This window comes from Bacillus sp. 3G2 (assembly GCF_044324725.1).
GTDB classification, from domain to species: Bacteria; Bacillota; Bacilli; order Bacillales; family Bacillaceae_G; genus Bacillus_A; species Bacillus_A mobilis.
Genome location: NZ_CP172246.1, coordinates 205,295 through 229,138, shown reverse-complemented (window position 1 = coordinate 229,138; position 23,844 = coordinate 205,295). Strand labels below are relative to the sequence as shown.

The following is a 23,844-nucleotide window of genomic DNA, read 5'->3' as shown; positions in this document are numbered from 1 at the left end:
CACCTACCGTCTCATCTTTGGATCTAACGCATCACGAAGTGCATCACCAAGTAAGTTAATTGATACAACTGTTATAAAGATTGCGAAACCAGGTGGAATCCATAACCATGGACGCTTTTGAAAATCAATTAATGAGTTAGCTGCACTAATCATATTCCCCCATGACGGTGTAGGTGGAACGACTCCGAGACCTAAGTAGCTTAGTGCGGACTCCCCTAAAATTGAACCTGCAACGCCTAATGTGGATACGACAATTAATATCGGTAAAACATTAGGAATTAAGTGATAGATAATTTTTCGGTAATCTTTTATTCCTAGCACATCAGCAGCTTGCATAAACGCTTGCTCTCTCAGTGATAAAATTTGACCTCTTACAAGGCGTGCAAGCCCAGGCCAACCTACTAAACTTAAAATAATCATAATGACATACAGACGATAATCAGACGGTACTTTCCACTCTGATAAAATCGCCCCCATTATAATAAGTAATGGTAATCCTGGCATCGACATTAAAATATCGGCAAGACGCATAATAATATTATCAACGATGCCACGATAAAATCCTGCAATAGCTCCTAAAACCGCTCCTAGTATCACTGATAAAACCATTGAAGCTAGGCCAATCGTTAATGATATTCGTCCCGCTTGCATAAGCCTCGTTAAAATATCCCTTCCTAATTGATCTGTACCGAGCCAATGAGAAAAACTAGGTGGTTTGTTAATTAACGCAACTTGTATTTTTCCTGATGCATATGGCGAAAAAAATGGTCCTATAAAACAAAATAAAAACATAAAAATCAACGCATACAATCCTACTAGTGCCATCTTATTTTTCTTTATCTTTTTAAGAGCTTGTCGCCATGGTGATGATTCATTTCTTCTCTTTTTTCCTTTTTTCTCTGTAATCGCTGTAACAGTTTCCATCTCATTCCCCCCTTACTTCAACCGAATACGTGGATCAACAACTGCATATACAATGTCTGCAAAAAAGTTTGAAACAATTGTTAAACAAGAAAGAAACATCGTAAATGCCATTAATACCGTATAATCACGGAAATTAAGTGCTTCTAATTGAATGTTACCAATCCCTGGCCAATTAAAAATTTGTTCAATAATAATTGCCCCAGAAAACAATCCAGGTAACTCAAACGCAAGCAATGTAATCGCTGGTAAAATAGCATTTTTTAATGCGTGCTTATAAATAACAGTCTTTTCTTTTAAACCTTTTGCTCGTGCTGTCCGTATGTAATCTTGTCTTACAACCTCTAACATACTCGTTCTAAAATAACGAGTTAATGAACCTACTCCAAGAAGTGTCAAAATAAATACCGGTAAAACCATATGTTTTGCAACTTCTATCACATAAGCGAATCCTGTTGAATTACTACCAACATCAATCATTCCACCTATCGGTAATAACTTAAGATCAACCGCGAACACTTTAATTAAAAACAACCCGATAAAGAAGGACGGGAATGACATTGCTGCAAAGACACCGATTGTTACAAGTTTATCGAATAAAGAATGTTGTTTCGTCGCCGAGAATACACCGATAATAAGTGCGATTAGCCAAATAAAAAATAATGCAATAACTGCTACACTAAATGAATTCCAAATAAACTTATTTAATAGTGCCGTTACAGGTTCTTGATATTGAAGCGAAAAACCAAAGTCTCCCTGTAACGCATTACCTAACCAGTGGAAATAACGCTCAACAATTGGTTTGTTCAATCCATACAATTCCCTAAGCTCAGCTGCTCTTTCCGGTGTAATCTTTGGATTTGAATCAATATAATCACCTGGAAGAAGTGCAAACAGGAAGAAGATAATAATTGATGTTCCAAACAATGTCGGAATCATTTGTAGCAACCTACGAACGATATATGTTTTCACCCTTTTTCTCTCCAATCTAATGCTTAAAATAGAAGAACATTTTTTCAAATCGGCACATTTCTAACCGAATGAAAAAATGTCTTCTACTTATACATTCTTCTCGTTATTTTTCAAATGATAATACTGGTAAGTTTGCGCTAATACTATTGTATTTTTCAGGATCAATTCCTTTTATATTCCCGTTATAACCAGTAATTGTTCTGCGATAGTTTAATAGAATTACTGGTGGATCATCACTTAATTCTTTATAAAGTTCTTTATAAATTGGTTTACGTTTTTCAATATCTACCGTTTCAATACCTTTTTGAATTAACTCATCTACTTTTGCATTTTTATAACCAAGACTCTTCTCATTCGCACTAGATAAATATTCACCAGCCGTTTCGCTAGGATCAGATGTAATCGGTGTAGCAACAGAAGCTAAATCATAATCACCTTTGTTCACTTTTGAAAGCATCGTATTAAAGTCCATAAATTCAGGATTAAATTCTACGCCTATCTCTTTATAATTCTCTTTCGCAATCGGAATTAATAAATCACTATCTTTAGCCGAACTTGGGCCAAAATAAGAAAGCTTTAATTTTTGACCATCTTTTTCACGAATTCCATCTGAGCCAACTTTCCATCCTGCTTCATCTAATAACTTTTTCGCTTTTTCTTTGTCATACTCATATTTATTAACACCTTCTTCCGTGTAAGCCCAAGAGGTTGGATGAATTGGTACATTAGCTACCGTACCGTATCCTTTGTATGCTGTATCAACATATTTTTTACGATCTAATCCGTAGATAAGCGCTTGGCGAACCTTTTTATCCTTTAAGTACGGCTTATTATGATTCATATAAACATAACTAAATGATGGTGCTGTTTCGATTTGGATATTTGCAAATTCTAAAGCCTTAGCCTGTTCAAGAACTTCGTCACCAGTACCTAAGCCAGTGTGGTCAACCTCACCTGTTTGGAATAACTGAAGCTTCGTATCGCCAGAAGTAATTTTATAAATGAAGTTTTGAATTTTTGGTTTACCCGCATAGTAATTTTCATTTGCTACAAAACGAACTTCTTGACCTGGAATATACTTTTCAAATTTATATGGACCCGCAGCTAGTGGTTTGCCATATAAATCTTTTAAGTAATCTAAACTGGTATTTTGTTTGTAATCTTTTCCGTAATAAGCTTTTGATAGTACTGTGCTACCAAAAACAAATATAGCTTGTGAATTAACCTTTTCAGTCGTAATTTTTATTGTTTGTGGATCGACAACTTGAATACCTTCAATTGAAGTTGCTTTTCCTTCTTTATATTCTTTACCACCTTTAACTGCATATTGAGAGATGTCTACTTCACCTTCATATGCCTTATCGTGTAGAAGTGTCAATGTAAATGCCACATCATCTGCTGTTAATGGTGAACCATCACTAAATTTCAAGTCTTTACGTAAATGGAATGTATATGTTAACTGATCAGAAGAAACGTCCCACTTCTCAGCCAATTCCGGAATTGGTTTCCCTTGTTTGTCGGTTGATATGAGAGATGCAAAAATAACTGAAGTTACGTTTCCATCCCAACCATTTTGTTGGAAATACGGTAAGAATACGCCGCCTGGTTTGTTAATCCCAACTACTAACGTATCTTTTCTATTCTTCGCTTTATCTGGCACTTTCGTTTTATCTGTCGCCGCGATCTTTTCAATTTTTATATTTTTTAAATCCTGCTGTTTAACCGGTTCTGTAGAAGCCGCATCCTCCTGTCCCCCACAAGCAGATAACACAAGCGAACTACTCAATAATACCGAAAATACACCAGCCCATTTTTTTGTCTTTGTCTTCATTGTCCCCACCCTAACTGTTTAATAGTTATACCCTTTGAACTTATTAGCTTATGTATGCCTCCCACAGCACATTTATAGCCAATCGGAAAAGTCGGTTTTAATCGTAAAAAAATAGATGTTTTTGAGGGGTAACAATCCTATTCCGACCTTTCCGGTAGACTTTATGGTTATTAGCTTATATCGTCCGTTATATTTTGTCAATTCTTTCTAAATAAATATTTTTAGAATTTTTTCAAAATTATTGTTCTATCTTTAATTTAGGTAAACTTAACAAGATACCGTTATAGTTATCTTCTTGTAATCCTTGAATGCGCGCATTATGCGCAGACACCACTTTGCTATTATTTAAGAAGATTACAGGCGGATCTTCACTCAACTCCTGATACAACTTTTTATAAATTTCTTTTCTCTTTTCAATATCCAACGTTTCTAATGCTTGCTTAGCTAATTCATCTACTTTCGGATTATAATATCCATCATAGTTTCGTTTACTTGTCGACACAAACTCCTCAATTGTTCCACTCGGATCATCAATCATTGGCGTAGATACCATCGCTAAATCATAATCACCTTTTATCACTTTTGAAATCATCGTATTAAAGTCCATATATTCTGGGTTAAACTCTACACCAAGCTTTTTATAATCTTCTTTCATCACAGGAATCATTACATCATTTATTTTACTTGCTGATGAGGCAAAATAACTTACTTTCAGTTTTTGTCCATCCTTTTCACGAATTCCATCCGAACCTGCTTTCCATCCAGCCCCATCCAGCAGTTTCTTCGCCTTCTCTAAATTATACTCATATTTATTAATGCCTTCTTCTGTATACGCCCAAGAAACTGGCGTAATCGGTACATTAACGAGTGACGCATATCCTTGGAAATACGTATCAATAACCTTTTGACGCTCTAATCCGTAAATAAATGCTTGGCGGACACGTTTATCTTTAAAGTATGGCTTCTTATAATTCATTTTAATGTAGCCGTAAGAGCTTCCTGTATACACATTAATATTAGCAAAACCTAAATCTTTTAATTGTTCAATCGTCTCTACGTTTGTCGTAAAACCATCATAATCTACTTCCCCAGCTTGAAATTGTTGTAGCTTCGTATCACCTTTTGTAATTTTATAAATAAAGTGCTCAATCTTCGGCTTTCCTTCAAAATAATTTTCATTTGCTACAAATCGAACTTCTTGACCAGGAATATATTTATCCAATTTATAAGCTCCTGCTCCCACCGGTTTCCCATACAACTCTTTTAAATACTCCAAGTGTCCTTGTTTATACTCTTTCCCGTAATAAGCTTTTGAAATCACTTCTCCGCCAATTAACGATAATGTTTGGGCATTTACCTTTTCAGTTGTAATCTTAATTGTTTTCGAATCTATGACCTGAATTCCCTCAATAGAATTCGCTTTTCCTTCTTTATATGCTTGCCCACCTTTTATTGCTGTTTGACTTATATCAGTCGCACCACTATAAGTTGGATCATGTAATAACGTTAATGTAAATGCTACATCATCTGCTGTTAATGGGGATCCATCACTAAACTTTAAATCATCTTTCAAATGGAACGTATATGTAAGCTGATCCTCCGAAATATCCCACTTCTTCGCTAAAATTGGAATTGGTTTTCCTTCCTTATCGAGTCCAACAAGAGGAGCAAAGATAGCTTGCGTTATGTTACCATCCCATCCATTCTCCATAAAGTGCGGAAGGAATATCCCTCCAGGACTTGGCATTCCAACTACAAAGGTATCTTTTCTTTCTTTTACTTTTGTAGGACTTTTTGCTTTGTCGCTTGCTTTAATAAATTCATCTTTTACTTTTGGTACGTTCCCGGCTTCATTTGTACTTGCTTCCTCTTGACCACATCCGGCTAGTAATACCGATACACTAAGAAATGTAGCAAGTGCTCCTTTAAAAGCATTTTTCATTACACGCTCACCTTTACCTTCCTAATTTTTAACGATGTAGGAACATAGACGCCATTCCTGTAACTATCTTTATTTTACCTATAAAAATAGTATGAATTAATTTCAAGATTATTCCTTTCCTTTAAACATGTCAATCGTTCTCTTTTATTTCGTATTAAAAAATTAAAAATTCACTTCTATTCGTTCAGTATGAAACATAGAATACTAATAACCAATTACCAAAAAGGGGGCGAAAACATGGACAACCTATTCCAATACGTCCTGCACTACGTATTATTAACAATTATGATAGTCGGGGCGCTATTACTATTCCCATTCTTCCCAAAGTTCGTCCTCTTTTTAGCTTTTTTTATTATGCTCGGGATCGCCATTATCATTTCAACAAAGGAAGATCCGACACAAAAAGAAAACAGAGTTCAGCGTGTAAAGCTGTAACTCTGTTTTTTTCAGTCGTAACGTATTCTAGTTAAACTAATCACAAAAAATACTCCTGCAAATAAAATGAGTATACCAATATAACTTCCTATATCTGCTAATGTACCTCCTCTTACAATTAACTCCGTAAAGCCACGCATCGCCCAAGTTTGCGGAACAAAGTTTGCTGCCGTTTGCATCCATGCTGGTTCAATTTCAATCGGCCAATAAAGACCACCAATCATGCATGTTGAAATCACAACGATATTTCCTAGCGCTGACTGTTGTTCTGTTGTTTTTACGATGCTTGCTAATAATAAAGCTAGACCAATGACAGCTAATAATAATACGGAAACGAGTATAATAACCCCTAATAAATTTCCCCACTGCACATCAAATAAGGAATGCGTTAATATCATTAAAACACCGAATTGAATCCAACCTATTAAAAAGAACGATAGGATATACCCTGATAATATTTGAACTTTTGAAACCGGCGTTCCTAATAAACGAGACCAAACACCAAGTTGTCTAGCTTTCAAAATGGTCCCCGTCGCACTTAACATGACAATCATAACGAATAGAATTGAAAAGCCTGCCGCTCGTCCTGTAACGTCATTTAATTTTTGATCATCATGTGAAATTGACTCTTTTTGAATCGAAACAGGTTCTACTTTTGTATAAATTTCTTTATACATTGTTTCCCAATAAGTGTTACTTTTCTTCTCAAAATCTCTCGCTGCGCTAACCTCTATCTCCATTTTTTTTAACGCACTTGCCAATACTTGTTCTACAGAAGTTCCACCAGTAAAATCAGCACTGGCTTGAAACTGAATACTTTCTATCCTTCCATCTAGCATACTCCTTTGAAAGTCTTTCGGAATAATAACTATGCCGGATGATTTTTTGTTTTCAATCTTCTGTTTTCCTTCCTTATACGTTACCTTCTCTATAGAAATTAAGTCACCTTTCTTTATGTCCTCGTAATACTTGCTAGATAATACAGAATCATCTTCATCTACTAAGCTAACATTTACTTTCGTATTCCCACTTCCACCTAAAAGTCCGCCGAAAATGAGTGTAAAAATAATAGGCATTCCAAACATGAGTATATAACTTTGTGGTTTTATTAAAATTTGTTGTAACTCTAGCCAACAAAGTGCCCAAACCTTCTTCATCATTTCCCCCTCCTATCTCGTACGTAAACGTAATGTTCCTATCATAACGGAGACAATTCCCGCACTACATAAACTAAAAATAACAGGGAGTAGCACATCCCAAGGTGTTCCCGACATAATATTTAAGAAGCTTGTAAGCGCCCATTTATTCGGAGCAACATTCGCAATGGTTTGAAGTGAATCAGGGAATACATAAATCGGTAACATCGATCCTCCTAATATAGCGAGTATTTGAATACCGATCCCTCCCATTACATCTGCCGTTTTTTCCTCACGAATAAAAGCGGCAATTAACATAGATAAACCAGAAACACAAATTGCATAAGAAATTCCCACCGCTACTATTTGAGACAAGTCTCCGCCCCATTCCACTTGAAACATAAAGTGTGTAGCAACTATAAACATTCCTAATTGTATACAAGCAAATAATAACGTACCTAAAAACTTCCCGAATAGAATTGAAAATGAGCTCGTCGGTGTACTGAATAAACGCGCCAACGTTTCAGTTCTTTGCTCTGTTACAACTGACTTTGCACCTACCGTTATGTTATATAGTAAAAACATGACTAACATCGCTGCTGCATAATATTGCATCGCTGCAACTGTTTTTTTACCTATCGTTCCTTTTTCAATGTTATTTGCACCCGAAGTTGCTACTGTTTGTAAACCTCCACTCACTTCTTTTGCAACTTGTTCCACATTACTATGCTGAGACTTTGCTAATTCCGTCACAACACTTTTAGTAGATACCGCAACTGTTTGAACACGCTCTGAAAAAGAGCGTATCATTGATTCAGCGATTTTCGCTTGTATATCTTTTGATGGGTCTATAAGAACCTTTGGTTCTTTTAATTTTCCATCTTGTACCTGTTCGCTCCATTTATTTGGGATGACGATTCCCACATCGATTTTCTTTTCCTTTAACATATCTTCAAGCTCTTCCTGAGAATTAACTATCTTTACTTTCACATCATCTTTTAATTCTTTAGATTGCAATACGTCTTTTTGAAAGACATCTGCAAACTCATCAGTTCCTACTTGATAATAGCCAATCACTGTTTTTGGTAGTCCACCATTATCAAATATATTACTTAACGCTGAACCTAAAATCGCTGTTAATAAAAGCGGCATAATTAACATCATCATAAATCCGCGCCGATCAATTAAACGTATTTTTAAATCTTTCCATGCAATAATAAAACTTTTCATCCCGCACTAACCTCCTTAATCACGAAGTGAACGTCCTGTTAATTGTAAAAAGAGTGCCTCTAAATTCGGTTCTTGCACTTCAAGCTTTAAAATCTGGGCGTTGTTCTCCACAACTACTGACACAACTATACCAATGGACTCGCCACTATTTAGTCCAATATCAATCGTACTATTATCTTCATCAAAAATAATTCGTTCAACAACAGATAGTGCTTTCAACTTTTGTAGCAGTTCCGTACTATAACGATTTAATTGTAATCTCACTATAAACCCATCTGCCAGGCGATTACATAGCTCCCTTTTCGTTCCTAATGCAATTACCTTTCCATGATCAACAATTGCAATTCTTTCACATAAATACTCTACTTCTTCCATGTAATGACTCGTATAAATAACTGTCATCCCTTTTTCATTTAGCTTTTTAACAGTCTCTAAAATATGGTTTCTCGATTGCGGATCAATCCCAACTGTCGGTTCATCCATAATTAACAACTCTGGCTCATGCATAAGTGCTACACCAATATTAATACGCCTTTTCATTCCACCTGAAAATGTTTCAATTTTATCTTTTCCACGATCCTGTAAACCGACGTAAGCTAATACTTCCTCCGCTCGCTCTTTTGCAACTTTTCCATTTAAACCGTACATCTTTCCCCAAAAAACCAAATTTTCCTTCGCTGAAAGTGTCGGATACAACGCAATATCTTGTGGAACAATACCAATTTTCTTTTTCGCCTCTAATGGATATTCTTTTACAGATTTTCCACCAACTTTTATATCACCACTGTCGTATGAAATTAACCCGCAAATCATTGATATCGTCGTTGATTTTCCCGCTCCATTTGGACCAAGTAATCCAAATGTTTCACCTTTTTTCACTTCAAAAGAAACATTCTTTATGATTTCCTTCTTACCAAATGATTTCGTAATATGATCTATGACTAACATACCGATTCAGCCCCTTTGTATTCATCTACACTTTCATTGTAGAAAAATTTCTTCTTCTCTCCATCACCCTTAAGATAGAAATACAAAATAAAAAAGCAGCAAATTCCGCTGCTTTTTCACTCTTATATATGCCAAAAGTCATGTGTACATCGTGACGCCATACCTTACTGCATATATGGCTGCCTGTGTTCGATCTCTCAGTTCTAACTTACTAATTAAATTAGAAACATGATTCTTAACAGTTCCTTCTGTAATAAATAGCTTTTCCGCAATCTCTTTATTATTTAAACCAAGTCCAATTTCTCTTAAAACATCTACTTCCCGCTCAGTTAATTGCGCTAATTGTTCTGGTATGGTGCACTCTACTGCTACTTTTGTCTTTTTTAATTCTTTTATGATTTGCGCCGTTATATCCTGAGGAAGCACAGCTCCTCCACTATGCACTGTTAAAATTGCTTGAGCAATTGCATCTGTCTCCATGTCCTTCAATAAATAACCACTTGCTCCTTGCTCCAATGCTTCAAAGATAAGCTCACTATCACTAAAAGTCGTCAACATAAGTACCTTTATATGAGGGAACTGTTCTCTAACTAAACGCGTTCCTTCAACACCATTCATACGAGGCATCCGAATATCCATCAAAATAATTTCAGGATGTAGCTCTTTCACTCTTTGTATTACTTCATCTCCATCCGTAGCCGTTCCCACTACTTCAAGTTCCGGACGTAAATTTAATAACATCGCTAACCCATCACGAATGAGTGATTGATCATCAACAATCATAATACGAATCATACCGTTCCCCCTATTATCCACGTTTTCTCCTGAAGTGGAAATTCAATCTGTAACCGAAAGCCTTTTTCTATCTCACTCTCAAATTGAATAGTTCCACCATGTTCCTCTACTCGTTCTCTCATATTAAGTAAACCAAAGCCCGGACTTACCTCGTTAACTCCCACGCCATTATCAAAAATACATAATTTAACTTGTTTCGCCGAACAAGTTAAACTCACTTCACATAAACTCGCTTTGCCATGCCGCTTTGCATTTGTTAAAGACTCTTGCATAACCCTGAGCAGTGTAGGTTGTAGTGACAACGGAATCACAACCGGATCCCCTTGTAATTGAAAAGATACTTGTACTTTCGTCGCTTTAGAATATCCATGTAACATTTCACGCATATTCTCTATTATGTTCCCTGGGTTACTTTCTTCCTTTAAGGCATGTACAGACGCTCTCACCTCTTGAAGCGATTTTCTTGCTAGTCCATGACATGTATGTAAAACCTCTTCTGTAGCTTCTGATTTTTGTTTCCATAAAGCCTCTGCCAGTTGTAACTGAACAAGTAAGGCAGTCATATTGTGACCAACTGTATCATGAATTTCTCGGGCAATATCATTTCGCTCCCGGACAGCTGTCAATTCTTCTACCTCTTTGGCATATAGCCTTAATTGTTCATGTGCTCCTTTTAGTGCTGAATGTGATAATGCTAATTCCTCATATTGCTCATCTACCATTTTCCGAGCAGCTGTAAGTTTTTTTATTAAACTTCCAGCTAAAGCACTAAAAACGATGAACATAAAATTAATGGCATTACTCTCCAATTCTAAACTACCTGTATGTTGATACGCATGTAATATATTTATAAGCCAACAAAGAAAGAAAAAAGTAATAAAAAAGTACGTCATGCTTCTACGAAATTCATGAATAAATAGCCCTACTGCATCAATTCCAAATACAATTAAATATAAACATGTCTCGGGAAATAAAAAACCTAATAAAGCTGTGACTATCCCATTCGCTAATAGTGTATAAAAAACAAGTTTTTTACCTCCATTCGCTTTTACTAGCAAAATGTGATTCACAATATAAATAAAAAGTGCTATACCCACAAAAAATTGCAAATGTGCTGTTTCACGTGAAACATGGTTTGCATAAACAAAACAGATCATAACGATTGTAGCAATTCGTGCGTATCCTAACATAAAATTCTCCTCACGTTTTAATAACCTAAAATGCGTCTCTTTATTGTAATAACAAGAAAATTATACCAATTACTTCTCTTTTCTTACACAAAAAGAGCAAGCCCTCCTCAAAATATGAGAAAACAACTTGCTCTTTCATTCTACTTTCTTTACTCCGCGATATTCTCTAACTCATTATATAACTCCGCTCGTAACAACTCTTTCTTCGTTTTTTCCTCATACAATTGTTCAAGCATTTCAACATCAACTACATGTTCCATTTTACACTCAAGCGTATAGATATCTTTTTCTACATGCATCAACTCTGTTTCAATCTCCTCAACATTCCTAACTTCTTTCTTTTTTATAGGAGCTATTTCAATCCTTTTTCTTCCTTGGCGTTGCTGCTTTATTACTTGTGCCTCAAGTTTTTCTTCCCACTTTTTACGCGCCCATGCATAGTTCCCTGCAAACTCAAATAATTTACGTTCATCAATCCAATACGTCTTTTCAAATAACTTATTTAAAAAATAACGATCATGTGAAACAGCTAAAATCGTTCCATTATATTGTTCAAGAGCTTCCTCTAAAACTTCCCTTGATTCAATGTCGAGATGGTTTGTCGGCTCATCTAAAATTAAAAAATTGATATCTTGATACATAAGTTGCGCAAGCCTTAATCTCATTTTTTCTCCACCGCTCAGTTGCGTTACTTTCTTAAACACCGCTGGACCATAAAATAAAAACTTAGCTAATATATGTCTTGCTTCTCCCTCTGTTACAGCTACATATTCCCTGAAAGCTTCTAATACATTACTCTTCACATTTCCGTACGCATGCTGTGATAAATAACCGATTTTCACACTACTACCAATTCGAATTTCACCAGCGTCTGGTTCTATTTCTTCTAATAATAATTTTAGTAACGTTGTCTTTCCTGTACCATTACGACCGACGATCGCCGCACGCTCTTGAAAACGAACATGTAAATTCGCTTCGTTAAATAAAGGATGGTCAGCAAACCCTTTACTCACTTCTTTCATTACAACAACATCTTTCCCACTTCTCTCTTGTCCTTCAAACTGAAGTCCCATTTGTTTCTGTTCTAAAATAGGTTTCTTTAGTTTCTCCATACGTTCCAGTGCGCGTTCCATACTTCTCGCTCTCTTATGCAATCCTTCATTCGGAGGATTCGCCTGATTTGCCCATTCACGTAGTCGCTTAATTGCTTCTTTCATTTTCTTTATTTTCTTTTGCTGTTCTTGATAAGCCTGGAACTCCTGAAGCAATCGTTCTTCCTTTTCCTCAACAAACTGAGAATAGTTTGTATGATACACGTGAATCTCTCCATCTTCTAAATCAAAAATCTTCGTTACAACTTCATCAAGGAAATAGCGATCATGTGAAATGACCATAACCGTTCCATTGTATTCTTTTAAAAATTTCTCTAGCCATTCTACGGCGAATAAATCTAAATGATTGGTTGGTTCATCTAATAGAAGTAAATCTGGTTTCTGCAATAGCATGTATGCAAGACTTACCTTTGTTTGTTCCCCACCACTTAACTCCAGAAATGATCGAGGAAATAGCTCTGTCACCTGTAGACCATTTGCTACCTTCATCAAATTCGCTTCTATTTCATAACCACCAAGGAACGCAAACTTTTCTTGAATTACTCCGTATCTCTCCATTAATTTTTGTAAAGCAGACGGTTCTCTTTCTTCCGCCATATTTTTTTCTAAAGTACGCATTTCTCTTTCTAATTCCTTTTCTGCTTTAAAAGCCAAACTCAGTACATCATATACAGTCATATCCTCATCAAATTTCGGAATTTGTGCCAAATGACCAATACGTGTACCTTTCTTCATATGAATGGCTCCTGCATCTAAACTTTCCATTCCAGTTAGAAGCTGAAAGATTGTGGTCTTCCCACTACCGTTACGACCAACTAATCCAACACGTTCACCATTCTTTATTTCAAGCGATATATTTTCAAATATGATGTTTCCACCAAAAGATTTCGTTACATTATTTACACTACAAATTGTCATTTTCCGTACTCCTTTCAATATAAAAAAACCATGGGAAAGAAACATTCCCCATGGTTTTCGACATAGAAAAAGGAAGCCAAATAGCTCCCTTTTCACACGTTTATTAAAAATGGGTGAAGAGATTTCTATCGTTCAATAGCTACTATGCAATTGTTAAAAAAGGACAGACGTATCCCGTTAACAACTACATCATGAAAAATCGCACGACAAAAATAGATATAATCTAAAAATTTGGCACGTGCAGCTAAAGAACGTTTCATCTCATTCACCTCTTTCGTACGGAATTTAATACTTACTTCTTTATTATACTTTCCCATTTCATGTTTGAATAGTCATTTTTCTGAAAATAATGAAGATAGACTAAACATTTCAATAAGTGACATCAAATCTTACAAAACTGTTATGTTCACGTAATGGAAAGCGATAGTACGAAAAGATGCCTCCCTATACAATAAAGATGTAAACAAGAGAGACAACAAAAGGAGGAAACAATCATGATGAAAGAAATCGTAAAAGCAATCTTTGAGGTATTAGTGAACGGACAAGCAGTTGTAAAAGAACTAAACGAACTATAAAAAGGAGTGAGAGAATATGATGAACATGGTAAAAATGATTTTACACGCTCTAGTTGATGCAAAAGCAGTTAGCCAAGAATTAAACCAACAATAAAAAAGGGGTAAACGAATATGAAGAAAGCCATTATTTTAATCGCGAGTACAGCAATTGCTTTATACACAATAAAAAATAGAAAAAAGAAACATAATAAAAATGATCTATATTATCCATACACATTATTAAAGAAAAAATAAAAGACAAGGTACCCTGTTGTAATGAGGATATCTTGTCTTTTATTTTTCCTATTCCCTTTAAAGGATTTCCTTCTCCTTTTCCCGAATGTATTAAGCGGGATTTTCACACATATTTTAAAGGGGCATATATATAAATGGATACACAACAACTATACTTTTTAAACGATATCGGCAAACAAAAACCAGAAAGCATCCGGAATAGAAGCGCTGCATGTCCTTTTTGTGACAGAGAAAATTTAACGGATATTTTAGCAACTGAGGGCTCAATTATTTGGCTAAAAAACAAATTTCCTACATTAAAAGATACATTTCAAACGGTGTTAATCGAAACCGATAATTGTGAAGATCATATTGCGACATATACAGAAGAACATATGAGATCGCTAATTCGTTTTTCGATTAAACATTGGTTAGACTTACAGAAGAATGAAGAATTCACATCTGTGATTTTATACAAAAATCACGGGCCATTCTCAGGCGGAAGTTTGCATCATGCACACATGCAGATTATCGGAATGAAATATGTAGACTATCTCGGTAACGTAGAACAGGACAACTTCCGAGGAGTAATTGTACAAAAAAATGAACGCATTGAACTCAATATTTCAGATCGTCCTATTATCGGTTTTACTGAATTTAATATCATCATTGAAGATATTGGATGCATAGATGAACTAGCAAATTATATTCAGCAAACTGTACGTTACATACTGACAGATTTCCATAAAGGATGTAGTAGTTATAACTTATTCTTCTATTACTTAAACGGAAAAATCATTTGTAAAGTTGTTCCTAGGTTTGTCGTTTCACCATTGTATGTAGGATATAAAATACCGCAAGTTTCTACAAAACTAGAAGACGTGAAAATACAACTAGCGCAGTATTTCATACAAGAAAAGGATGAAGTTATTCATAAAAAAACAGAGTAGGTATAAAAAACCTACTCTTTTATTACGCCTTTATTTCGATAGTACACATCTTCTAATCCGATGTTATACTTCATGTTATTATCCGTCCACTCTGGCCCTAAATTTCCTGGCCATCCTGATGTATTTGCTATATATTTCAGTAATGCAAAATCAGTCAAACCTTTTTGCACCCCGCGCTTATATCCTTTCATTAAATGCGGCATTGCAATTTGCGCATTTGTGCGCGGATCTTTCAACTCTTCATCAGTTAAATGATCTGGTGCAAGCCCGCCACCGCGATGCAATTGAAACAATCCGAATGAAGTTCCGTTATCTCCAATACTTCTTGGATTTAACCGGCTTTCATGTTCGGCAATTGTAAGAGGTATCCATTCTGGAAGATTGACTTTCTTTGCTTCCTCTATAATAATTTGTTTCATCTGTTTTGCTTCCTCTGAGTCAACATAGCTTGTCTCATTCACTAGCTTGTCCATTCCTTCAGACTTTCCTTGGAAATATAAGTACACCCCAAGAACAACTAAAAATCCTACAAAGAATTTCTTCACTACCTCTACCTCTTTCTCCGCTGAAATTTGTCCCCTTTCAGCCTTCTTCCCTTTACAATTACCCAAATTCTATCATTCTCTTACTCTTTTATCATAGCAAATAACTATATATATTATCATCATGCTTTAGACCGATTTTGTGAAAAAACAGCTGGTAAATACGTGCAAAAATGTAACTTTCATGGACTACAACGTATTTCTTGTATATAATTGTAAATTGAACTCTACATATAGAATAGGAGCAGACCAAATGAAGAAGTGCATATTACTCTTGTTCAGCATTTTACTACTTATCCCTATCCACACCTCTGCACAAACATCATCAAAACCAAAAGTACTTGTTTTATACAGTACAAAAGACGATCAAATTACAAATAATATTCAAATCCTTAATACTCAATTAGGACATTTTACAAACGATATAACTACGAAAAGTTTAAAAAAGGCTAACGAAATTACTAATTCATCTTCTTATACACATATTGTTTATATCGGGGAACAAAAAGAAGAATTTCCTATTGAAACAAAGAAACTTCTAGAAAATTTCTCAGGCCCAGTATTAGCTTTAGGACAAAATGTTGAACAATTATCTAATCGCTTTTCTTTCATTAGGCTAAAGGATAATGATATACGAGTTAATAAAATCGAATATCCAAGCCATAAGCTAAAAAACACTTTAGAAGAGGAACGATTGATTCAAGCTTTTGATACAAACGGAACTGTTCTTGCTAACGCTTTAACCCCAAATAGCAAGAGCCCACTAATCGTTCAGCATGAAACATCTTATTATGTTGCAACATCAAATCTCTTTGACTGGATGTCTCATTACGTCGGCGAAATGTTATTTTCTTACTTCGGACAAAAACCAACGACAGATAAAGTGGAAGCTTATTTACGTCTTGAGGATATTCATCCAGCCGCAGATATAAATAAATTAAAAGAAATTGCTGAATTACTAAAAGAGAAAAAGATTCCTTACATGATTACAGTCATACCGGTATATAAAGATCCGGATACAGGAAAGACAATACATTTAAAAGATAAACCTGAGCTAGTCGATCTTTTGCGCTCTATGCAAGATGATGGTGCAGCAATTATTATGCATGGTTATACGCACCAATTTTATGATAGTGAAACTGGAGAAGGTTTTGAATTTTGGGACGTAAAAACAGACCAACCAATTCGTCAACCGAAGCATGAAAAATCAAAAACAAAAGATGATTTTCCTAATATAGAGGCATATAATGCATACGTAAAAAAAGGGGAAGAATTTGAAGAAAAATATACGACTGAGCATATTGAAAAAGGCATTCAAGAACTTGTAGATGCCAAGCTATATCCTGTCGCATTTGAAGCACCCCATTACACGATGTCCCAAAAAGGATATGGAATATTATCAAGATACTTTTCAACTTATGTAGGACAACTACAGTTAAGTGATACAACTTGGAAATCCATGCACTCACCATTTTATACAAGTACTCCATCATTTTTACATGGGATGAAATTAATTCCTGAAACAGTTGGTTTTATTGAAGAAGATAAGCCACACGCTATTGCAAAGATGAAGGAACGTGCTGTATCTGTTGCTAAATTATCCGATGGAGTTATTGGTGCATTCTACCATCCTTACTTAGGTGTGAAACCATTAAAAGAAGTATTAAAGGATCTAGAAAGCATTCCAAATATAGAATGGATTGATTTACAAAAAGAAACAAATGAAGTAAAAATGCAAGATATTCATATTACTACGAATAAAGACGGCATTCACGTTGAAAAACCAACAAGCGCAAGCGACGTAATGGATTACGTAAAACAATATGGATTCTTCCTTATACTCGGTTTCTTCATCATTGTCTTTCTATTGTTATTAAGACGTGCGAAAAAATTAGAATCCTAAAATAAAACCACCAAGCAAAATGCTTGGTGGTTTTTTTAACTTAAACCAAAACGTGGCATGTTATTAATAACCCATTGATTATTTTCATAAATAAATTCAACTTCTACTTTTTCCGTTACATTATCATATTCATTATACGTTTCTACCTGCGCTTTTATTTTTCCATCCTTTAGCTCGGCAGAAATAATTTTTGTAAATTTAGTTGCTGCTTTTGATCCTGGATCTCCAATAGCATAGTGCATTTTTCCATTTAACTCTTTCATATACTTACTCTTCATGTACTCTGCTATAAATGGTTGTGAGAAGTACGTAGATAGCGTAGTCTCTAAAGTATCCTTCGTATTATAAATAGGATTCACTAATTCCCCGTATGAAAAATCCCCTACTCGTTTTGGATTTCCTGTTAGTGCAGCCATTTGAACATTAATAAGTTCCTTCTGTGCATTCCATACTTTCTGTAACATAACATCATCTGCTAATTTCTTATCTTTTTCTTCATTTGATTTCTTTGTATCTAGATTTAAAATAGTTCCATTATCCGTATAGAGATACATATCTCCTGCTACAAAATATAAATAGGATTTAGTTGGTTCAACCGCTTTATTATAAATTACTTTTTCATTTCCACTATTCATTTTCTTCTTATATACTCCATCCTTTTTTAAATAATAAAAAGTATCCCCTTTCATATTCATCTGCAAAGCACCCTTTACCAATAACTTTTCGTTATTTTGTTGAATGTCTATTTCATATATGCCATGCTCAACTTCATTTGTTTCAAAAGGTAACGAAAAGTCGACAACAGCATATAATTTTTCATTATTATAAGTAGCACTAGATATTGTTGCATAATTTTCTTTTGACCAAGTTTTATTATCTTTTGTCACTTGTGTTCCACGATTTTTATTCCAATGTAGAATACTATCGTCTATCGTTTGAGACCAACCTGAGTTTTTAAATGCCGCTTCTTCTTCCTGCCCCGTTTTCAAATCCATTTTTACTATCCCTACAATATCAAAACCACCATGCTCAGAATATTTTTTCGGATAAAATAAAGTTTGATCTTTTATATAAACATAATTTGTATCCGCTTTTAACGTGTCTAGCTTTTTGTTAGATATATCGTACTTCATTAAAGAAGATAATCCCGCATTCTTATCTTCATCCGTATGAATAAAATATAAAGCTTTGTCTTTTATATTTATGTACGAAGCATTTACACCTTCCACTACACGTTCCGAAGTCTGAAATTGATCTTTCGTACGATAAATGCCTCCTGTATTTTTATCACCATTTACCGCATAGTAAACCCATCCCTTACTCTCTACCATCTGCCCTTTATTAGAACTGTTTCCAACCGTATTCCCATTTTTCTCATTTTCTTTCATCTGTTTTTCAACTACTGGATCCATTGATTCTTCCCTTTTTTCCTGTGTTGTGTTTGGATTTATAACCTTTTTTTCTGCCTCACACCCAAACGCTACAAGTGAAATTGCACCGACCATCATTGTAATAGCTATTTTTTTATATGCTCTCCCCATTTTCTTCCCTACTTCCTTCATCAAATTAAACACATCATAAATTATAGAAAATATTAGAAAAAATATCCATAAAGAAAAGGATAAGAGTAACGCTCCTATCCTTTCAAGTAAAATTGAATCGTATTTTCATATATCATTTTCGCAACCTTATCAACAGATATGTTTTTTATAACACTAATTTCCTTTAATACCTCTCGAATCATTCTTGGATGTGTCATAACATTCTCTTGAAATTCCCACGGTCCATCCGTTTCTACCATCATATATTCAAGTGGATAATACGAAACAATTTTTCTAATTTTCTCCTTATGTAAAACATCTGGCGTGATAGAAATATAATAACCGTTCCTCATCATCCGTTTCATTGTTGTTTCACTTCCTTTAAACCAATGAAAATGTGCACGTGAAACTTTATATTTCTCCAATAAATCACATACAATATCAGCATTTTCATACACTGCATGCAATATAATTGGTAAATCATATTTACTAGCTAGTTCAACAAACCGTTGTAACACTGATATATATGAATTGACAGCAATGTGCTCATCTTCTTTTCTTAAATAATACGGTAAGCCAACTTCACCAATCGCAACTATGTCCTCTACATGCTCTTCAATTAATTTATAAACTTGCTCACATTCTTCTTTATGAATCGGTTGCTCCGGATGAAAACCTATTGCTGGATGTACAAAAGGATATCGCTTTGCTAAAGATAAAGTTTCTTTACATGATTGATAATTCATAGATACTGCAATAAGCCCCTTTATCTCTTTACTATGTTCCACATCTTTAAGTAATCTACTTTTTTCTTCATCCTTATATTGGTCAACATGTATATGACTATCAATCCATTTCATTTTTATTCCCCCATAAAAAAAACAAGAAAGGATCTCCTTTCTTGTTTTATCATCTATGTTATTTAACAATTAAGTTTGTTATGATATCAAATAATCCAATACATACTACGGCAACAGTAAAGTAGCTACAGAAATCTTTAATTGGAAACTTCACTACTTCTTCTTTACGCATCCCAGTTTTCTCCCTTCTTACTATATCCCTAATTATTTTTATCTATTTGTATCTATTATGCAAAAAATATGACAAACTTACTATCGAATTAACTTACGTAAACCTTACAATGTTGTAAGGTTTATAAAAAGAGCCTCATCTACATACAGATGAGGGCTATTAAAAAGTAGTTGGTTTTCATTCTTCATTCATATTACAAACAGAAAGTAATACAGTGAGACTTTCTAATTACACTATATAAAATTCACTATCTTTTAACCATCGAATTACATTACAGAAGGCTTACATGTTTGTAAGCTATGTGTAATGTAATTCGATAGTTTCCCTTCGCTACATCTCGTACAATAAAGTTAGAAAGTAAGCCAAATAAGAAGAACACTCACATAACCAAATTACATTGCTAGTAGCTACTCTTCTTATACCTTTCACTCATGCTACTACAATGTACCCCCTTCCCCTTTATATAATGAAGAAGGCCTTAGTCCATATGGACTAAGGCCTTCTTATACACCAAAAATACCCCTACCTAGTATTTTTATTTTCGACAAAAAATAGGTGGGGGTATAATTCGCTATCTCATCGCTAAAAGTTTACTCTTCGCATTAATAGGAATATTTACAGCTTCAATTTCTTCAATCGCCTCGCCATAGCGCCCTTTTGCATACACCTTTAATGCTTCATCTCTCTTTAACATATGCTTAACAGTCTTCTTTATTTTTTGTTCTTTTCCACGTTCGTCAAACGCAATAAATTCATATTCATACCATTCATCACCAATAGGCTGACCAATTGTATTCACAACCGTATAGTATTCTTTCGTCTTATAAAGCGGATTATATTTATCGATAACCGGTCCAAGTTTCGTAGGCAGTAACATTATTACTATCACTACCATCGCTATTATAGTAGTGATTATTTTTTTCTTCATAATAAACATTCCTCCTCAGCAGGATATATATACATCCATTTTAAAAAGAAGGAATAAAATCTACTATTGAATCTCATTACATTACACTTACATTTTTGTAAGAATTAAAAAAGGTGAACGAATTTACTCGTTCACCTTTTAGCTCGCTTTAAAGCCACCGCCAAGTACATCACGTACATCATGAATAACAACGAAAGCATCTTCATCTACTCGGCCAATAACTTGCTTTAACTTAACAAGCTCTTGTTTATTAATAACAATATATAATACTTCTTTATTTTTGCCAGTATATCCACCGCGTCCTTCTAATACAGTGACACCGCGTGTCATGTTTTTCGTAATAGTTTCACGTATTAAGTCTGGTTGATTCGAAATAATTGTAACAGCCGTTTTTGTATCCATTCCTTCTACAATGAAATCAATCACTTTCGCTCCAATGAATACTGCAACAAGTGTGTACATTGCTTTTTCTTGTCCTATTATAAATACAGACCCAGCAATTACAACGATATCAATAATAAGTACGCCTTTACCAACGCTCCACCCTAAATATTGATTTGCTAATTGCGCTAAGATTGCCGATCCTCCTGATGTACCTCCAGCTTTGAACATACAGCCTAATCCAACACCGACAAATAAGCCAGCGAATAGAGCCGCTAATAACGTATCACTATTTACATGATACTCAATATGTTCCGTAACATATAAAAACAAAGATGTTTCTACAATCCCTAAAACTGTATAAACCATCGTTTTCTTATCAAAAAATTTATAACCGATAGCTAGTAAAATTGCATTTATAGCAAAGTTCACAATCCCCGGCGACCAATCAAATAAATAGTACGTAACAACCGTTACACCAATAATTCCACCCTCTGATAAACGGTTTGGAATTGCAAAGTAATTAATACCAATTGCGAATAATAATGAACCAATTGTAATTAGTGTTATTTCCTTTATACGTTGATTAACCATAGTTCATACCTCCCCCCATTTGACATTGTATCACTATCTCCTAGAGGTTTAGAAGTTGTTTTTATTGCGCATTTTCACTCTTAAAGATCAAGATATTATGTTTAAGCAGAGGGGTGATTAATTATTCATATTTGCTCTAACTGTACGGACAAATCGCTCCACATTCCCCTTATGAATATACTTAGCTCGAATGGTTTCATGATTACAAGTACATTCGAAACGCGGACGAAAATCTATGCTATCTATATGCAAATACGAATAATCTTTAACTGTTGCAGGATAGTATGAAAATTTCCCGTAAAAGAGGAGACGTCTAGTAGTAGCAGCAAAAATCCCATGTTGATACGATAGTGCAAAATCATCCTTCTCAAATATCCCTACTACAAAAGCCAAAATCTTTTCATCATCCTCTATATACTTTTTCATACCCAATAAAAGTTCATTCATGCATATCCCTCCAAATACCATTTTTGAAAAGAATCCATGGATTATTACAGACCGGTTTAACTCCTTTATAAAGTATGAAACGCGTTTCCTGTCAAAGATATTTCAAAAAAATAATCCGTTATGCAATTTACACATAACGGATTAAAACTAAACAGTAGAGCGTTCCACAAGTTCGTATGGAATCTCCACCTTTTCTTGTTTAGAACTTTCATCACTTATTTGCCTGTAAAACATTTCAAAGGCCTTTTTACCTATTTCCTTTAAATTTTGATCAATGGTTGTAAGTTGTAACACTTGCGAAATAGGTTGATTATCAAATCCAATAATCGCTAAATCTTTAGGAACTTGAATACCTAATTTTTCAGCTTCTGTCATCACCCCAATCGCAACTTCATCTCCGGCTACTATTAACGCTTCAGGAAGATGCTGCATCTCCTTTAATTTATGAGCCACTCTCACACCATCTTCTAATGTAAAGCATTCTGTGAAAATCCATTCTTCATTCACTTCTTCATCTATAGATTGCAATTGCTGTTTATAAACATCAAAACGTTTTTGACTACTCGGTCCTAATTTCCTTCCCGTGCAATAACCAATTTTTTTATAATCTTTCTCGATTAAATACTCCATTCCTAATTGAAAAGCGGCCGAATGATTCGTATATACACTTGAGATATTTGAAATATCATTATCTTCACAAGCAACAATTACCCCATAGGAAGCATACGGCTCTATCGTTTCCCAATCGTTTGCACGAGAACAAATAATAAGACCATCCAATTGTTTTGTTTTTAACATATGTAAACTTTTCATTTCTTCTTTTTTATTATAATTCGTTTGGCAAAGTAGCACTCTGTAATTATGAGCTAACGCCACCTCCATCATCCCGCCCACCATCGCATCAAAGCATGGATGATTAATATACGGTAAAATCACACCAACAATATTCGTTTTCCCTTTTGATAAATGAACAGCATTTGCGTTTTGCGAGTAATTCAATTTCTCAACTATCTCTATAACCGCTTTCCTTTTTTCTTCACTTACATACGGATGATCATTCAATACTCTCGAAACAGTCGTAACTGAAACTCCCGCCATCTTTGCAATATCTTTAATATTAGCCATACACTCACCTCTACTTTTAAATTAATGAATTCCATGCACATATGTCAAATCTACTCATCATTACACCTACATTCGTTTTTCTTACAAAAGTGTAATTTTCCTGTAAGCTAATTCGATAGTGACTCCCCGCAATATTTCATACAATTAAGTCAGAAGGAAACAACAACTATTCGAAAAGGAGCG

At 34.7% G+C, this 23,844-nt stretch carries 22 protein-coding genes; 4 read left to right on the top strand and 18 right to left on the bottom strand.

The annotated features are described in order from the left end of the window. Positions 1-3 precede the first annotated feature (3 nt). The 4 genes from opp4C to ACHZK0_RS01265 form a co-directional block, all read right to left on the bottom strand. The gene (gene opp4C, locus ACHZK0_RS01280) at positions 4-924 is read right to left on the bottom strand and encodes an oligopeptide ABC transporter permease (RefSeq protein ID WP_063259892.1); all 921 of its coding nucleotides are present in this window, start codon (positions 922-924) and stop codon (positions 4-6) included. 12 nt (positions 925-936) lie between these two features. Continuing rightward, entirely contained in the window at positions 937-1,893 is a 957-nt protein-coding gene (locus tag ACHZK0_RS01275; RefSeq protein WP_270606360.1) for an ABC transporter permease, read from the bottom strand. A gap of 103 nt (positions 1,894-1,996) precedes the next feature. Beyond that, positions 1,997-3,724, bottom strand: a complete 1,728-nt coding sequence (locus tag ACHZK0_RS01270) for an ABC transporter substrate-binding protein (RefSeq protein WP_270606361.1) — start codon at positions 3,722-3,724, stop codon at positions 1,997-1,999. A 238-nt stretch (positions 3,725-3,962) separates the two neighbouring features. Next, a complete protein-coding gene (locus ACHZK0_RS01265; RefSeq protein WP_395761079.1) occupies positions 3,963-5,666 on the bottom strand; it encodes an ABC transporter substrate-binding protein in 1,704 nt (567 codons plus the stop codon). Between the two features lie 237 nt (positions 5,667-5,903). Here ACHZK0_RS01265 and ACHZK0_RS01260 point away from each other — a divergent pair, with 237 nt between their 5' ends. Further along, positions 5,904-6,101, top strand: a complete 198-nt coding sequence (locus tag ACHZK0_RS01260; protein ID WP_262741415.1) for a hypothetical protein — start codon at positions 5,904-5,906, stop codon at positions 6,099-6,101. 11 nt (positions 6,102-6,112) lie between these two features. On the opposite strand, the gene ACHZK0_RS01255 is transcribed toward ACHZK0_RS01260, so the two are convergent. From ACHZK0_RS01255 to ACHZK0_RS01225, 7 genes are all read right to left on the bottom strand, one after another. Beyond that, a complete protein-coding gene (locus ACHZK0_RS01255) occupies positions 6,113-7,258 on the bottom strand; it encodes an ABC transporter permease (RefSeq protein ID WP_270606363.1) in 1,146 nt (381 codons plus the stop codon). Positions 7,259-7,270: 12 nt separating this feature from the next. Next, a complete protein-coding gene (locus ACHZK0_RS01250; protein WP_262741416.1) occupies positions 7,271-8,467 on the bottom strand; it encodes an ABC transporter permease in 1,197 nt (398 codons plus the stop codon). A gap of 15 nt (positions 8,468-8,482) precedes the next feature. After that, entirely contained in the window at positions 8,483-9,415 is a 933-nt protein-coding gene (locus tag ACHZK0_RS01245; RefSeq protein ID WP_270606364.1) for an ABC transporter ATP-binding protein, read from the bottom strand. A 138-nt stretch (positions 9,416-9,553) separates the two neighbouring features. Then, entirely contained in the window at positions 9,554-10,210 is a 657-nt protein-coding gene (locus ACHZK0_RS01240; protein ID WP_098871381.1) for a response regulator, read from the bottom strand. Further along, positions 10,207-11,400 (bottom strand): sensor histidine kinase, encoded by a 1,194-nt coding sequence (locus ACHZK0_RS01235; RefSeq protein ID WP_395761078.1) that lies wholly within the window; start codon positions 11,398-11,400, stop codon positions 10,207-10,209. The genes ACHZK0_RS01240 and ACHZK0_RS01235 overlap by 4 nt, the downstream gene beginning before the upstream one ends. Positions 11,401-11,549: 149 nt before the next feature. Then, positions 11,550-13,430 carry a ribosomal protection-like ABC-F family protein gene (gene abc-f / locus ACHZK0_RS01230; RefSeq protein WP_395761077.1) on the bottom strand — a complete coding sequence of 627 codons (1,881 nt, stop codon included), beginning with the start codon at positions 13,428-13,430 and terminating at the stop codon, positions 11,550-11,552. 125 nt (positions 13,431-13,555) lie between these two features. Continuing rightward, positions 13,556-13,690 (bottom strand): RAxF-45 family protein, encoded by a 135-nt coding sequence (locus tag ACHZK0_RS01225; protein WP_046956655.1) that lies wholly within the window; start codon positions 13,688-13,690, stop codon positions 13,556-13,558. Positions 13,691-14,116: 426 nt separating this feature from the next. On the opposite strand from ACHZK0_RS01225, the gene ACHZK0_RS01220 reads away from it, so the two are divergent. After that, positions 14,117-14,239 carry a hypothetical protein gene (locus ACHZK0_RS01220; protein ID WP_000709137.1) on the top strand — a complete coding sequence of 41 codons (123 nt, stop codon included), beginning with the start codon at positions 14,117-14,119 and terminating at the stop codon, positions 14,237-14,239. A gap of 134 nt (positions 14,240-14,373) precedes the next feature. After that, entirely contained in the window at positions 14,374-15,168 is a 795-nt protein-coding gene (locus ACHZK0_RS01215; RefSeq protein ID WP_061677929.1) for a DUF4931 domain-containing protein, read from the top strand. 11 nt (positions 15,169-15,179) lie between these two features. Here the strand turns inward: ACHZK0_RS01215 and ACHZK0_RS01210 are convergent, their stop codons facing one another. Then, positions 15,180-15,713 (bottom strand): transglycosylase SLT domain-containing protein, encoded by a 534-nt coding sequence (locus tag ACHZK0_RS01210; RefSeq protein ID WP_061677940.1) that lies wholly within the window; start codon positions 15,711-15,713, stop codon positions 15,180-15,182. Between the two features lie 250 nt (positions 15,714-15,963). Here ACHZK0_RS01210 and ACHZK0_RS01205 point away from each other — a divergent pair, with 250 nt between their 5' ends. After that, complete coding sequence (locus tag ACHZK0_RS01205) at positions 15,964-17,613, top strand: DUF2334 domain-containing protein (protein WP_395761076.1); 1,650 nt, start codon at positions 15,964-15,966, stop codon at positions 17,611-17,613. Between the two features lie 35 nt (positions 17,614-17,648). Here the strand turns inward: ACHZK0_RS01205 and ACHZK0_RS01200 are convergent, their stop codons facing one another. From ACHZK0_RS01200 to ACHZK0_RS01175, 6 genes are all read right to left on the bottom strand, one after another. Next, complete coding sequence (locus ACHZK0_RS01200; RefSeq protein ID WP_395761075.1) at positions 17,649-19,154, bottom strand: DL-endopeptidase inhibitor IseA family protein; 1,506 nt, start codon at positions 19,152-19,154, stop codon at positions 17,649-17,651. Positions 19,155-19,249: 95 nt separating this feature from the next. After that, on the bottom strand, positions 19,250-20,014 hold the full coding sequence (locus ACHZK0_RS01195) for a TatD family hydrolase (protein ID WP_262741422.1): 765 nt from the start codon (positions 20,012-20,014) through the stop codon (positions 19,250-19,252). A gap of 743 nt (positions 20,015-20,757) precedes the next feature. Further along, complete coding sequence (locus ACHZK0_RS01190) at positions 20,758-21,114, bottom strand: YxeA family protein (RefSeq protein WP_262741423.1); 357 nt, start codon at positions 21,112-21,114, stop codon at positions 20,758-20,760. A 138-nt stretch (positions 21,115-21,252) separates the two neighbouring features. Continuing rightward, complete coding sequence (locus tag ACHZK0_RS01185) at positions 21,253-22,089, bottom strand: YitT family protein (RefSeq protein WP_262741424.1); 837 nt, start codon at positions 22,087-22,089, stop codon at positions 21,253-21,255. Positions 22,090-22,206: 117 nt separating this feature from the next. Further along, a complete protein-coding gene (locus ACHZK0_RS01180; RefSeq protein ID WP_395761074.1) occupies positions 22,207-22,536 on the bottom strand; it encodes a PH domain-containing protein in 330 nt (109 codons plus the stop codon). A 147-nt stretch (positions 22,537-22,683) separates the two neighbouring features. Then, entirely contained in the window at positions 22,684-23,661 is a 978-nt protein-coding gene (locus ACHZK0_RS01175) for a LacI family DNA-binding transcriptional regulator (RefSeq protein WP_395761073.1), read from the bottom strand. Positions 23,662-23,844 lie beyond the last annotated feature (183 nt).

Excerpts from the sequence above, each read along its gene's own strand:
- ACHZK0_RS01250 (WP_262741416.1), bottom strand. The coding sequence starts at position 8,467 with ATGAAAAGTTTTATTATTGCATGGAAAGATTTAAAAATACGTTTAATT.
- ACHZK0_RS01270 (WP_270606361.1), bottom strand. The coding sequence starts at position 3,724 with ATGAAGACAAAGACAAAAAAATGGGCTGGTGTATTTTCGGTATTATTG.
- ACHZK0_RS01205 (WP_395761076.1), top strand. The coding sequence starts at position 15,964 with ATGAAGAAGTGCATATTACTCTTGTTCAGCATTTTACTACTTATCCCT.
- ACHZK0_RS01215 (WP_061677929.1), top strand. The coding sequence starts at position 14,374 with ATGGATACACAACAACTATACTTTTTAAACGATATCGGCAAACAAAAA.
- ACHZK0_RS01235 (WP_395761078.1), bottom strand. The coding sequence starts at position 11,400 with ATGTTAGGATACGCACGAATTGCTACAATCGTTATGATCTGTTTTGTT.
- ACHZK0_RS01255 (WP_270606363.1), bottom strand. The coding sequence starts at position 7,258 with ATGAAGAAGGTTTGGGCACTTTGTTGGCTAGAGTTACAACAAATTTTA.
- ACHZK0_RS01260 (WP_262741415.1), top strand. The coding sequence starts at position 5,904 with ATGGACAACCTATTCCAATACGTCCTGCACTACGTATTATTAACAATT.
- ACHZK0_RS01240 (WP_098871381.1), bottom strand. The coding sequence starts at position 10,210 with ATGATTCGTATTATGATTGTTGATGATCAATCACTCATTCGTGATGGG.
- ACHZK0_RS01245 (WP_270606364.1), bottom strand. The coding sequence starts at position 9,415 with ATGTTAGTCATAGATCATATTACGAAATCATTTGGTAAGAAGGAAATC.
- ACHZK0_RS01185 (WP_262741424.1), bottom strand. The coding sequence starts at position 22,089 with ATGGTTAATCAACGTATAAAGGAAATAACACTAATTACAATTGGTTCA.
- ACHZK0_RS01195 (WP_262741422.1), bottom strand. The coding sequence starts at position 20,014 with ATGAAATGGATTGATAGTCATATACATGTTGACCAATATAAGGATGAA.
- ACHZK0_RS01265 (WP_395761079.1), bottom strand. The coding sequence starts at position 5,666 with ATGAAAAATGCTTTTAAAGGAGCACTTGCTACATTTCTTAGTGTATCG.
- ACHZK0_RS01175 (WP_395761073.1), bottom strand. The coding sequence starts at position 23,661 with ATGGCTAATATTAAAGATATTGCAAAGATGGCGGGAGTTTCAGTTACG.
- ACHZK0_RS01190 (WP_262741423.1), bottom strand. The coding sequence starts at position 21,114 with ATGAAGAAAAAAATAATCACTACTATAATAGCGATGGTAGTGATAGTA.
- ACHZK0_RS01200 (WP_395761075.1), bottom strand. The coding sequence starts at position 19,154 with ATGGGGAGAGCATATAAAAAAATAGCTATTACAATGATGGTCGGTGCA.
- opp4C (WP_063259892.1), bottom strand. The coding sequence starts at position 924 with ATGGAAACTGTTACAGCGATTACAGAGAAAAAAGGAAAAAAGAGAAGA.
- ACHZK0_RS01220 (WP_000709137.1), top strand. The coding sequence starts at position 14,117 with ATGAAGAAAGCCATTATTTTAATCGCGAGTACAGCAATTGCTTTATAC.
- abc-f (WP_395761077.1), bottom strand. The coding sequence starts at position 13,430 with ATGACAATTTGTAGTGTAAATAATGTAACGAAATCTTTTGGTGGAAAC.
- ACHZK0_RS01180 (WP_395761074.1), bottom strand. The coding sequence starts at position 22,536 with ATGAATGAACTTTTATTGGGTATGAAAAAGTATATAGAGGATGATGAA.
- ACHZK0_RS01225 (WP_046956655.1), bottom strand. The coding sequence starts at position 13,690 with ATGAAACGTTCTTTAGCTGCACGTGCCAAATTTTTAGATTATATCTAT.